Origin of the sequence: Pseudomonas sp. NPDC090755 (assembly GCF_044769005.1) — a bacterium.
In the GTDB taxonomy this organism is placed as follows: Bacteria; Pseudomonadota; Gammaproteobacteria; order Pseudomonadales; family Pseudomonadaceae; genus Aquipseudomonas.
Window position 1 is genome coordinate 25,519 of the sequence record NZ_JBIVXC010000009.1, and the last position, 12,777, is coordinate 38,295.

Below are 12,777 nucleotides of genomic sequence, written 5' to 3' on the forward strand. Positions count from 1 at the left end.
AACGTACCCGTCGCGGGCGGACAAAAGGTTGCCAAAGCCCCATAAGCAGGGGACATTCGCTGGGGAAACCGTTCATCGAATCAGCTGTAGACACATTGTCTAACGCTGCCCTATAGTCATTATACAAATTGTAGACACAGACCTATGACCACCAAGAAGGCTGCCATGAAAGCCACCGCTGACGCCCAATCGACCACCGCAGAAGTGCCTCAGGACCGCAAGGGTTTGCTTGCCGATTCCCTGCGCCGGCGCATCCTGAGCATGGAGATGGCGCCAGGATCGGTTGTCGACGAACTGGCCTTGAGCGACGAGTTCGGTCTGTCGCGCCCCCCGGTGCGCGAATTGCTGCGCCAGATCGCCGCCGAGGGCTATATCGAGCTGGAGGCCAATCGCGCACCGCGGGTGGCGGCCATGAACCACGACTCATTGCACAGCTTCTTTCTGGCAGCACCCCTGATCTACATCGCCACCACGCAGCTGGCCGCCACCCACGCGACCCAGGCCGAGATCGAGGCGCTCAAGGGTATCCAGGCTTCGTTTCGCAAGGCGATCCAGGAGCAGGACGTGGAGAACCGCGTGCTCTACAACGACGAATTCCACCTGGAGATCGGCAAGATGGCGCACAACGACTATTTGATGCCCAGCCTGCGACGCCTGCTGATCGACCACACCCGACTGGGCAAGATCTTTTATCGCCACCCGACCACCGACGACATGCAGCGTGACCTGGAGCTGGCCTGTGACCAGCACGACCAGATGATCGAGGCCATCGAGCGACGTGATCCGGAACGGGCCGGGCAACTGGTGCGCGCCCACTTCGAGCTGTCGCGTCGACGCATGGCCGAATACGCGGCACCGGAGGGCATGGATGTGGCGCTGGTCTTCTGAAGATTGAAATCCCGGGCTCAGGGTTTCGACCCTGGGCCCGGGAGGATTGAACGCTAACAACAAAACCCAGGTTCACGCTATGACAAAAGTAACCTCGCTGCCTGCCGATGATGCCACCTGTGGCTGGTTTCACCTGAGCAAGCCCCGCAAGCCCCGGCCTGCCCACTTTGGTCATACCCGGGCGCGCTGGGTCGTGCTCGGTGCCGGCTTCACCGGCCTTGCCGCTGCACGCCAGCTGGCGGTGCATTTTCCCGATGAGGAAATCGTGCTGATCGAAGCCCAGGAAGTGGGGTTCGGCACCTCCGGGCGCAATGCCGGATTTGCCATCGACCTGCCCCATGACATCGGTGCCGAGGATTACATTGGCGATATCGCTATCGCCAGGACCACCTTGAAACTCAACCTGGGTGGCCAGTCCTTCCTCAAGGAACTGGTCGAGCGTTACAACATCGATTGCCAGTTCAAACACTGTGGCAAGTACCAGGCGGCCGTGGAAGACCGCGGTATTGCGGTGCTGGAAGCCTACCGGCGCGGTCTGGACAAACTCGAACAGCCCTATGAAATGATCGAGCAGAATGACCTGCCCGACCATATCGGTACCTCGTTCTACCGCAAGGCCCTGTTCACCCCGGGCACGGCATTGATCCAGCCGGCAGCCCTGGTGAAGGGCCTGGCCGACAACTTGCCGGCCAATGTGACGCTCTACGAGCGCACCCCCATCAGCGATGTCGAATATGGCGAGAAAACAGTCCTGCGCCATGCCAACGGCAGCATCACCGCCGACAAGCTGGTGCTGGCCAACAACGCCTTCGGCATGAGCTTCGGCTTTCTCAAGGGTCGCATGCTGCCGGTGTTCACCTACGCCAGCCTGACCCGTGTGCTCAGCGCCGAGGAGCAGGCGCGCCTGGGCGGCAAGCCGTACTGGGGCGTGATCCCGGCGGATCCGTTCGGCACCACCGTGCGGCGCACGCCGGACAACCGCCTGCTGATCCGCAACAGTTTCAGTTTCAACCCCGACGGGCGCAGCAACCGCAAGTACCTGGCGCGTTTTGCCACCCGTCACCAGGCCTCGTTCGAACGCCGGTTCCCGATGCTCCCGGATGTGCCGTTCGAGTACACCTGGGGAGGCGCGCTGGCCTTGTCGAGAAACCACATGGGCTTCTTTGGCCAGCTGGCACCGAATGTCTATGGCGCGTTGTGTTGCAATGGATTGGGCGTGACCCGCGGTACGGTCACCGGAAAACTTCTGGCCGATTGGCTGGCAGGTGAAAACAATGAGTTGATCGACTTTCTCCTGCAAGCACCAGGGCCCTGTGCGAATCCACCGAAGCCGCTGGTTTCGCTGGGTCTGAACCTCAATCTGCTGTGGGGACAATACCGAGCCGGCAAAGAAAGCTGATCTTCCTGAGTTAGTTATTCATATACAACTGGCTGGACAGTCACTGTTCGGCGTGCGGACCTTATTGCTCGAAATAACTGATCGGCGCGGTGTGTCGATCTGTCGGAACTGAAGTGTGTTTTCAGTTTCGCGGATTCGCTCGCGCCTAATTCAGCCAGGCACTTAGTAATAGAAGGGAACAATAATGACAATTCCTAATATTTCAGTTGAAGATGTACCCCTTAATCGCTTCCACCAATTGCTCACGGTTCGTTCCGGTGGCGGCTCCTTTGTCGACGGTTATGTACTGAGCATCATCGGCGTGGCCATGGTGCAGATGTCCGCCGGCCTGAGCCTGTCCAGCTTCTGGCAGGGCATGATCGCCGCGTCCGCGCTGATCGGGATTTTCTTCGGTGGCTTTCTCGGTGGCTGGCTGACCGACCGCCTGGGGCGCAAGCGCCTGTTCTTCGTCGGCCCGACCCTGTTCATCCTCGCGTCCGTCGCCCAGTACTGGGTGGAGTCGGCGCTGGTGCTGTTCCTCTTGCGCTTTGCCATCGGTATCGCCGTCGGCATCGAGTACCCGGTGGCGACCTCGTTGCTGGTGGAGTTCCTGCCCAAGAAGAACCGCGGACCACGCCTGGCGACCCTGACCATCCTCTGGTTCGCCGGTGCCGCGTTCGCCTACGTGATCGGTGAGTTCCTGCTGCGCCATGGTGGCGAGGACGCCTGGCGCCTGGTGCTGGCCAGCGCCGCGGTGATCGGTGCGGTGCTGTTCGTGCTGCGCATCGGTACCCCGGAATCGCCGCGCTGGCTGCTGAGCAAGGGCAGGGCGGCAGAAGCCGAATCCATCATCAAACAGGTGTACGGCCCGTCGTTCTCGTTGCGCAACCTGCCCGAGCAGCCCGAGGTCAAGAAGCTTTCGGTCTGGAACCTGCTGCACTCCGGCTATGGCAAGCGCATGCTGTTTGTCACGGTATTCTGGACCTGTTCGGTGATTCCCGTGTTCGCCGTCTATGCCTTCGCCCCGAAAGTGCTGCAGGCGCTCAATCTCAAGGGCGACTGGGCCTCCATCGGCTCGGTGGCGATCACCTTCCTGTTCGTCGTCGGCTGCATCGTCGCCACCCGCCTGATCAACACCATGGGCCGGCGCAGCATGCTGATCTACAGCTTCCTCTGGTCGGGCCTGGCGCTGTTCGGCCTGGGCGTCTTCCACGCCGGTTCCGAGGTGCTGATTCTCGCCCTGTTCGGCGCCTACGCCTTGTTCATCGGTGGTGCCCAGGTGTTGCAACTGGTGTACCCCAACGAGCTGTTCCCCACCGAGATCCGTGCCTTTGCCGTCGGCGTGGGTACCTCGTTGTCGCGAGTCGGCGCTGCGGTCGGCACCTGGCTGGTGCCCCTGGCCCTGGATCACCTGGGCATCGCCCAGACCATGTACATCGCCGCCCTGGTCACCCTGGTCGGGCTGGTGTTCGCCTGGGCCCTGGCCCCCGAAACCCGCTCGTTGAACCTGCAGCAAGCCGCATCCCTGGGCTGATCCCCAATCCGCCGTGCCGGACACTCCGGCGCGGCCCGAATGACCTGTTGTCCTCATGGAGAAACCATCGTGAAATTTGAAGGCATCTATACCCCGGCAATCACCCCGCTGACCGCAGAGGGCAGCATCGACAAGGCAGCGTTCGCCGAGGTGCTGGAGTACCTGGTCGAGTCCAGGGTGCACGGCATCGTCATCGGCGGCTCCACCGGCGAATACTACGCCCACACTACCCAGGAGCGCCTCGAACTGGCCGCCCAGGCCAAGGACGTGCTGCAGGGCCGGCTGCCGCTGATCGTGGGCACCGGCGCCATCCGCACCGAAGACTCGGTGGCGTTCGCACAGGCTGCCAAGGCCATCAAGGCCGACGCGCTGCTGGTCGGTTCGCCGCCCTATGCGCTGCCGACCCAGCAGGAAATCGCCCGCCATGTACTGGCCGTCGACCAGGCTGCCGGTCTGCCGATCATGCTCTACAACTACCCGGCGCGCATGGGCGTGAGCATGGGCCCGGAATTCTTCGAGGCTGTGGCCTCGTGCAAGAACATCGTCGCCATCAAGGAAAGCTCGGGCGACCTGGCCCAGCTGCACCGCCTGGCCTGCCAGTACCCGCACATCTCGCTGTCCTGCGGCTGGGATGACCTGGCCCTGGAGTTCTTCGCCTGGGGTGCGCCGAGCTGGGTGTGCGCCGGCTCCAACTTCATCCCGCGTGAGCATGTGGCGCTGTACGAGGCCTGCGTGATCGAGAAGGACTTCGCCAAGGGCCGTCGGATCATGGCTGCCATGATGCCGCTGATGGACTTCCTCGAAGGTGGCAAGTTCGTCCAGTCGATCAAACATGGCTGCGAACTCAACGGCTTGCGCGCCGGTGGCGTGCGTGCGCCGCTGCAAGGGCTGGACGCCAGCGAGAAGGAAGCGCTCAAGGATGTCATCGCCGTGCTCAAGCGCACCGTTGCGCAGATCACCGAGGGTGTCTGAAATGACCGAACTATTGAGTAAAGCGCAATACGCGGCGATCGCCGCCAGGCTCGAACCGCGAACCCAGGCCTTCATCGACGGCGAGTTCCGCGATGCCTTGTCCGGCCGCACTTTCACCACCACCAACCCGGCTACCGGGCAGGTGCTGGCCGAAGTCGCCGCCTGTGACGTGCAGGATGTCGACGTTGCCGTGGCGGCCGCCCGGCAGGCGTTCGACGATGGTCGCTGGCAGCGGCAAGCGCCGTCGGCGCGCAAGAAGGTCCTGCTGCGTTTCGCCCAGTTGCTCGAAGACAACGCCCATGAACTGGCGGTACTGGAAAGCCTGGACAGCGGCAAGCCGGTCAGCGAGTGCCAGAACGTCGATGTGCCGGAGACCATCCACACCCTGCGCTGGCATGCCGAGCTGATCGACAAGATCTACGACAGCACCGCACCGACCGGCTCAGGTGCCGTGACCCTGGTGGTGCGCGAGCCGATCGGCGTGGTCGGTCTGGTGCTGCCCTGGAACTTCCCGTTGCTGATGCTGGCCTGGAAGATCGGTCCGTCACTGGCCGCCGGCTGCTCCATCGTGGTCAAGCCGGCCAAGGAAACCACCCTGAGCGCATTGCGCGTGGCGGAGCTTGCGCATCAGGCCGGAATCCCGGCCGGTGTGTTCAACATCGTGCCGGGCGGTGGTCGCGAGGCGGGTGAAGCCATCGGCCGGCACATGGATATCGCCATGGTCAGCTTCACCGGTTCCACCGACACCGGCCGGCTGTTCCTCAAGTACGCGTCCGAGTCCAATCTCAAGCGCGTGGTGCTGGAGCTGGGGGGCAAGAACCCGGCCGTGGTGATGAACGACTGCGAGGACCTGGACCAGGTCGCCCAGCATGTGACCGCCGGTGCCTTCTGGAACATGGGTGAGAACTGCTCGGCGTCTTCGCGCCTGATCGTGCACAAGGAGGTGAAGGACGAGCTGCTGCAGCTGGTCGGCAAGCACCTGCGTGACTGGAAGCTGGGCGATCCGCTGGACCCGGATAACCGCCTGGGCGCCATGGTCAGCAAGGCGCATTTCGAGAAAGTGCGCTCCTATCTGGACTATGCCGCCGAGCAGCAACTGGCGGTGGTACGGGGTGGCGAAACCGAAGCGGGCGTGTTCGTGCAGCCGACCATCATCGATGGCGTGGCGCGCGATAGCCGGCTGTTCGTCGAGGAAATCTTCGGACCGGTGCTGAGCGTGACCACCTTCTCGACGCTTGATGAAGCGATCGAACTGGCCAACGACACGGTCTACGGCCTGGCCGCCTCGGCCTACACCGGCAGCCTGCGCAATGCCCTGCGCCTGTCGCGGGAGATCCGCGCTGGCGTGGTCACGGTCAACTGCTTCGGCGAAGGGGATGTGTCCACGCCGTTCGGTGGCTACAAGGAGTCCGGCTTTGGCGGGCGTGACAAGTCGATCTGGGCCCACGATCAGTACACGCAGATCAAGACCATCTGGATCGATGCTTCGTAACCTGCAACCGGTGCTGTTCTGACGGATAGCACCCTGGCCACCGCCCCACGCAGGCGGTGGCCAACCTGACGTACCTACCGATTGACGGTGAATAAGCAGCACGGCTCAGCAATGGGTCAGACAAGGCTGCGGCGCCGCAGGCTACCGGGTGTCCCGGTGGCTACATTGCTTCCCCGAATTCATCGAACCCGTGCACAAGACCGCTGGGGAGTGGCTGCGTGCGCCTTATTTGTAAGTTGACTGCCCATGATCGCTTCAGATGTAAACCAGATCCTACCCGCGACCCAGCACCGCAACGCGCTGATCGTCGCCCACATCGCCGCGGTGCTGTTCGGCCTGACCGGTATCCTCGGCGCCTTGATCCACGCCGATGCGACCATCATCACCTATGGCCGTGCCGCCTTTGCCGTGATTGCCCTTGGCCTGGTGGCCCAGGTGCAACGTCGAGCGCTGTTCAAGGGCCTGAGCTGGCGCAAGCTGGGTGTCATGCTAGTGACCGGTGCGTTGCTGGCCTCGCACTGGGTGACCTTCTTCATTGCCATCAAGGTCGGCGGCGTGGCCGTGGCCACCCTGGGGTTCGCCAGCTTCCCGGCCTTCATTGCCGTGCTCGATCTGTTGGTGTTCCGCGAGCGGATCAAGGCCGGAGAGGGCCTGTTGTTGCTGCTGGTCAGTGTCGGCCTGGTGCTGGTCGTACCGTCGTTCGACCTGCTCGACCAGGGCACGGTCGGCCTGCTCTGGGGACTGGGTTCCGGCTTGTCCTTCGCCTTGCTGGCGATCGCCAACCGCCGTGCCGTGCGTGGCATGGATGCGCTGCAGGTGGCGTTCTGGCAGAACGTCACGGTTGCGCTGCTGGTGGCGCCGTTTGCCTTGCACAACTTCGTCGTGCCGGGCCTTCAGGTGTCGGACTGGGTCTACCTGGCGCTGCTGGGCGTGTTCTGCACCGGCCTTTCGCAGTACCTGTTCGTCAAAAGCCTGGAGGGGCTCGAAGCGCGCAGCGCGGGGATGATCATTGCCCTTGAGCCGGTGTACGCCATTGCGTGCGCCTGGTGGCTGTTCGGCGAACAGCCTTCGCTGCGCATGGGCGTGGGAGCGGGGTTGATCATCCTGGCGACGGTGCTGTCGGCCTGGAGCAAGGAGCGGGTGGGCTAGCGCCGTCCAACCCCTGCCGTTCCTGTAGCCGCTGCCGTCAGGCTGCGATCGGCCGTGAAACGGCCGTAAACCTGGACACCTCCGTGCGTCAGGTACAACGTGGTAACCGGATTACGACTGCTGCGCAGCCGATCGCAGCCTCGTTCCTCGGCAGCGGCTACACAGGACGCAGTAGGCCTATGGTCCATGGCCCGTCCTCTCCCATGCAGGCATATGGGAGAGGGCGGGCATCGGCACTACGCGTGATGAATATCCCGATCCTTGGTCTCGGGCATGAAGAAAATCCCCAGGACCGCCGTCATTACCGCAATGGTGATGGGGTACCACAAGCCGTAGTAGATATCCCCGGTGGCCGCCACCATGGCGAACGCCACCGTTGGCAGGAAGCCGCCGAACCAGCCGTTGCCGATGTGGTAGGGCAGGGACATGGAGGTGTAGCGGATGCGCGCCGGGAACAGCTCCACCAGCCAGGCGGCGATCGGGCCGTAGACCATGGTCACGTAGATCACCAGGATGGTCAGCAGCAACAGCACCATGGGGTAGTTGGTCTTGGCCGGGTCGGCTTTTTCAGGGTAGCCGGCGTCCTTGAGGGCGGTGCCGAGGGTGGCGACGAAGGCGTCGTTCTGGGCCTTGAAGTCGGCGGCCGGCATGCCGGTACCCTCGAAGCTCTGCAGTACCTTGTCGCCGATGCGGATCTGCGCGACGGTGCCGGGCTCGGCTTTCTCGTTTTCATAGGGGATGGCTTTTTTCGCCAGCACGCTCTTGGCCAGGTCGCAGGAGCTGGTGAAGCGGGCCTTGCCCACCGGGTCGAACTGGAACGAGCACTGAGCGGGGTCGGCGACCACGGTCACCGGGTTCCTCTCCTGGGCGGCGAAAACGTCCGGGTTACCGTACTCGGTCAGACCCTTGAAGATCGGGAAGTAGGTCAGCGCGGCGAGAATGCAGCCGGCCATGATGATGCCCTTGCGGCCGATGCGGTCGGAAAGGCTACCGAACAGGATGAAGAATGGCGTGCCGATCAGCAACGAGCCGGCAATCAGCAGGTTGGCGGTCTGCGGGTCGATCTTGAGCATCTGCAGCAGGAAGAACAGCGCGTAGAACTGGCCCGTGTACCAGACCACCGCTTGCCCCGCGGTACCGCCGAGCAGGGCCATGATCACCACCTTGAGGTTCTCCCAGCGGGCGAAGGACTCGGTCAGCGGCGCCTTGGACGCCTTGCCTTCGGCCTTCATCTTCTGGAACACCGGCGACTCGCTCAGTTGCAAGCGGATGTACACCGAGATGATCAACAGCAGGATCGACAGCAGGAAGGGAATTCGCCAGCCCCAGGCTTCGAAGGCCTCGGTGCCAAGGATCGTGCGGCAGGCGAGGATCACCAGCAGCGACAGGAACAGCCCCAGGGTGGCGGTGGTCTGAATCCAGGAGGTGAAGTAGCCGCGTTTTCCCTTGGGCGCATGCTCGGCCACGTAGGTCGCGGCACCCCCATATTCGCCGCCCAGGGCCAGGCCCTGCAGCAGGCGCAGGGTGATCAGGATGATCGGTGCGGCCACGCCGATGGAGGCATAACTGGGCAGCAGGCCGACGATGGCGGTGGACACACCCATGATCACGATGGTGATCAGGAAGGTGTGCTTGCGACCGATCATGTCGCCCAGCCGGCCGAACACGATGGCGCCGAAGGGGCGCACGGCAAAGCCGGCGGCGAAGGCGAGCAGGGCGAAGATGAAGGCGGTGGTTTCGTTGACGCCGGCGAAGAAGTGCTTGGCGATGATCGCGGCCAGCGAGCCGTAGAGGTAGAAGTCGTACCATTCGAACACGGTGCCCAGGGAGGAGGCGAAAATGACCTTGCGCTCCTCCCGGGTGACACCTCGGTTGGGCGTGGTGCCCGTGGATGTGCCGTCGATTGCCGCCATGGTTTTCTCCGTCTTGTTCTGGTAGGCCGGAGCACTCCACACTGATTGCCGCACCCAGGCCCTGGGGCTGATGTCATGGGATTGCATGAAGCGTGAACACAGACTGACGGCCCCGCATCGCTGCAAGGTCTCTTGAAGCATAATCAGGTTCTTGCAGATATCCACTGCAGGGGGTGGGTGTAGCCGCTGCCGAGGTACGAGGCTGCGATCGACTGCGCAGCAGTCGCAACCGGTTCGATGCGTGGAGTCAGGTTTTGCGGCCGCTGCGCGGCCGATCGCAGCCTGGCGGCAGCGGCTACAGGGAGTTGGCGTTCAGAAGCCATCGCCGGCGCTGCCGGCTCCCACAGGGTTTCGGTGCAAGCCGCCCCCTGTGTGGGAGCTGGCGAAGCCTGCGATCGACTGCGCAGTAGTCGCAATGCCTCTACTTCGACTACAACCGTATTCAAACACCACCGAGTATCTCGCCATGGATCATGTCATCCAGACTGGATTCGCCCCCGTCAACGGCTTGCGCCTGTACTATGAGATCCATGGCGTCGCCAGGCCCGATCAACCGCCACTGGTGCTGCTGCACGGTGGTGGCGACACCATCCAGACCTCGTTCGCCCAGCTCCTGCCGGTAATGGCGGCGCAACGCCAGGTCATCGCTTTCGAACAGCAGGGCTACGGCCACACCGCCGATATCGTCGAGCGTCCGTTCAGCTTCGAGCAATCGGCCGATGACACCGCCGCGCTGCTCGTGCACCTGGGCATCGACCAGGCCGACCTGTTCGGCTTCAGCAATGGCGGCACCATCGCCCTGCAGGTGGCGATCCGGCACCCACAGCGGGTGCGCAAGCTGGTGCTGGCCTCGACCCTGGTCAATCGCGCGGGCGCTTATCCGTGGCTCTGGGAGGCCATGGCCAATGCGCGCCTGGAGAACATGCCCGAGGACCTGCAGGCCGCCTACCTGCAGGTCGCACCGCAGCCTGAACACCTGCGCCTGATGCACGACAAAGCCGCGCAACGCATGCGTGACTTCAAGGACATTGCCGACGATGCCGTTGGCAGCGTCGTCGCGCCGACCCTGGTGGTGGTTGGCGATGCCGATGTCATCCGGCCCGAACATGCCGTCGAGCTGTTCCGGCTGCTGCCCCGGGCGCAACTGGCCGTGCTGCCGGGCACCGACCATATGCAGCTGACGGCGCGCACCGGCTGGCTGATGGAAATGCTGGGCCGCTTTCTGGCGTGAGCCGCCCGCCCTCAGGCCAACGTCAGTGCCACGTGCCCGCGGTTGTTGCCGTAACAGTTCCAGGCGTCATTGGCATAGGCATACAGGTACCCCGATCGCTTGGGCGTGTAGGCGCAGCCCTTGCCGATCTTGAAGGCCTCGGGCTTGACCAGGTAGCCCTTGGCATCCACACCGTCGCCGTTGGCGATGGCGCCCATCAGGCAGAACCAGGGGTGCTGTTCGTGGCGCCGGGTGTAGTTGAAGTTGACGTCGGGGTTCTTGAACAGCTTGCCGTAGAGGGTCTCCAGCTTGCCGAAGGCACTGGCCACCAGGTGGGCGACTTCAGCGGGCTGGAAGTTCCCGTCCTCGGTGCCTTCGGGGCCACAGCTGATCGAGCTGTCAAGCCACTCGCCCGACGCACTGAAGCTGTAGGTCACGCCGGCTTCAAGCCACACGCCGGTCTCGTTCCACGGTAGGCGCGCCGAGATGTCCAGTACCAGGGGCAGGGGTTTGGCAATCAGGCGGGACTGGCGATAGGGCGACTGGCTGATGGGTGGGTCGACCTGGCGTTGCAGGGCGGAGTCATGGAAGCTGGTTCTGGCGCCGACAATATTGGCAATGCTGCGAGGCTGGGTCGGCAGCAGGCTGAACACGCCGTCGCAGGAGTCATGCATCATGTCGTGGTGGTTGGGCCTGACCTGTTTGATCGCCGTGTTGAACTGCAACCCGCACTTTGCGGCTTCATCGATCATCCAGCGCAGGGCGCCGTCGGCCAGGCCGTTTTCGCGATAGCCACCGCCGACATCCGAATGCACACCGGGAAACCACAGCTGCTTCACATCCTGCCTGGCCGGTACGTTGGTCCACAGCGTCGGCTGGAACGAGGCTCGGCGTTCATCCATGGCCAGTGCATGGCGGGCCGTCTTCACCGCCTTGTTGAGGGTGGTGTCGTGGAAGGTGTAGCGGTTGCGATCGTCGAGCAGGTTGAGCAGCGCCATGTCATCGGGAATGCCCAGCGCGCCGACGGTGTCCCACACACCAATGAAGCGTACGGGAATGCTCGTGCCACCCGCGTTGTGGAAGGCCCAGCCCGCGGCGTCCCAATCGGCACGGGTTTCGGTCTTGCGCCGGTAGCCGCGTTTGAGCAGTTGATCGATCCGGCGCCACACCTCGGCAGGTTTGAGGTCGGCGATCTTCAGCAGGCCGCAACTGTGCATGAACCCACACAGGCTGCGTACCGTGTAGGCACCACGGCTGAAACCGAACAGGTAGATGTCGTCGCCCGGCTGGTAGCTGTAGCACAGCCGCTGGTAGGCACTCTTGATGTTGTCGTCCAGGCCCGCACCGGTGCCGCCGCCAATGGCTTTGTCCCACCAGGTGCCGGCGGTGCCTACGCCAGGGTGATAGTAGTTGTCCTGGGCCACACCCTGGGCGTCGGTCGGCGCCACGGCGTTGTGCAGCCTGACCACGTTGGTGGGGGCGGGCACGCCCTGGTCGAGTTGGTCGGGGGTGTTCCAGGTGCCGTCGCAGCAGATCACGATGTTGGCCATGGGAGAGGTCCTTGCCCGGCTGAGGGAGGGACGCCGACCACGAAATTCCAGCGGTGGTGTGAGTCAAGATGAGTTCGGCAGGGGCGTCAAGGACGGTGCCGATGCAGCGAGTGGGCTATCGTGAGCCAGGGCCAGCGCGATTGATAGCTGCGGGCTTTGTGCATGAACAAATCGGGTAGCGGATTTTTCGGGTTGATCCGCAGCACACCCTGGTCGATATCGTCCAGGCCGTAGGGGGCGTGGACGTCACCGGTCTGCACATCCAGGGCGATGCAGGTTCCGGCGATCAGGTAACGATCGACACCGTCCCGGGCCGACTGCAGCGGAGGATAGGCGCTGCCGAATTTTTCCGGGTACCACAGGTGTACCCGTGCCTGGTTCCTGATTTCGATATTGGCGTTCAGGTCCTGGAACAGATGCCGGGCGCGGCGGATGACGTCATCCTCGGCTTCCCAGGACAGGTCCGGGTCGAAGTAGAACACGTCGTAGTCCTTCACGCCCCGATCGACTGGCCATTGCGAGCGATGATTCCACACCGCCTGGAACAGGCAGCCGGCGGTGAGCAGGCACTGGTCCAGGCCCAGGGCGGGGAGGCGGGTGGCAAGTTCAAGGTTGATCGGGTTGGTCATCGCGATGTTGACCAGGGTGTCGACAGTCAATGTCATGGGCATGCCTTTGCGTTTGATCGGGT

At 63.4% G+C, this 12,777-nt stretch carries 10 protein-coding genes; 7 read left to right on the forward strand and 3 right to left on the reverse strand.

Annotated elements, in window-relative coordinates; all coding sequences use genetic code 11:
* Nucleotides 1–165: 165 nt before the first annotated feature.
* The 6 genes from ACIQUS_RS14805 (at nt 166) to ACIQUS_RS14830 (ending at nt 7,413) form a co-directional block, all read left to right on the forward strand.
* Entirely contained in the window at nt 166–888 is a 723-nt protein-coding gene (locus tag ACIQUS_RS14805; protein ID WP_403048076.1) for a GntR family transcriptional regulator, read from the forward strand.
* A 79-nt stretch (nt 889–967) separates the two neighbouring features.
* Nucleotides 968–2,287, forward strand: a complete 1,320-nt coding sequence (locus ACIQUS_RS14810) for an NAD(P)/FAD-dependent oxidoreductase (RefSeq protein WP_403048077.1) — start codon at nt 968–970, stop codon at nt 2,285–2,287.
* A gap of 184 nt (nt 2,288–2,471) precedes the next feature.
* A complete protein-coding gene (locus ACIQUS_RS14815) occupies nt 2,472–3,800 on the forward strand; it encodes an MFS transporter (protein WP_403048078.1) in 1,329 nt (442 codons plus the stop codon).
* A gap of 69 nt (nt 3,801–3,869) precedes the next feature.
* A complete protein-coding gene (locus ACIQUS_RS14820; RefSeq protein WP_403048079.1) occupies nt 3,870–4,772 on the forward strand; it encodes a dihydrodipicolinate synthase family protein in 903 nt (300 codons plus the stop codon).
* Nucleotide 4,773: 1 nt separating this feature from the next.
* On the forward strand, nt 4,774–6,264 hold the full coding sequence (locus tag ACIQUS_RS14825; RefSeq protein WP_403048080.1) for an aldehyde dehydrogenase: 1,491 nt from the start codon (nt 4,774–4,776) through the stop codon (nt 6,262–6,264).
* 246 nt (nt 6,265–6,510) lie between these two features.
* Nucleotides 6,511–7,413 (forward strand): DMT family transporter, encoded by a 903-nt coding sequence (locus tag ACIQUS_RS14830; RefSeq protein ID WP_403048081.1) that lies wholly within the window; start codon nt 6,511–6,513, stop codon nt 7,411–7,413.
* Between the two features lie 236 nt (nt 7,414–7,649).
* On the opposite strand, the gene ACIQUS_RS14835 is transcribed toward ACIQUS_RS14830, so the two are convergent.
* A complete protein-coding gene (locus ACIQUS_RS14835) occupies nt 7,650–9,326 on the reverse strand; it encodes an MFS transporter (RefSeq protein ID WP_403048082.1) in 1,677 nt (558 codons plus the stop codon).
* Between the two features lie 466 nt (nt 9,327–9,792).
* Between ACIQUS_RS14835 and ACIQUS_RS14840 the strand changes: the two genes are divergently transcribed.
* Nucleotides 9,793–10,557, forward strand: coding sequence for an alpha/beta fold hydrolase (locus ACIQUS_RS14840; RefSeq protein ID WP_403048083.1), 765 nt, complete (start codon nt 9,793–9,795; stop codon nt 10,555–10,557).
* 11 nt (nt 10,558–10,568) lie between these two features.
* Here ACIQUS_RS14840 and ACIQUS_RS14845 read toward each other — a convergent pair whose 3' ends face one another.
* Together ACIQUS_RS14845 and ACIQUS_RS14850 are read right to left on the reverse strand one after the other, a co-directional pair.
* Nucleotides 10,569–12,086 (reverse strand): DUF2235 domain-containing protein, encoded by a 1,518-nt coding sequence (locus ACIQUS_RS14845; RefSeq protein ID WP_403048084.1) that lies wholly within the window; start codon nt 12,084–12,086, stop codon nt 10,569–10,571.
* An 86-nt stretch (nt 12,087–12,172) separates the two neighbouring features.
* A complete protein-coding gene (locus tag ACIQUS_RS14850; protein ID WP_403048254.1) occupies nt 12,173–12,751 on the reverse strand; it encodes a nucleotidyltransferase family protein in 579 nt (192 codons plus the stop codon).
* Nucleotides 12,752–12,777 lie beyond the last annotated feature (26 nt).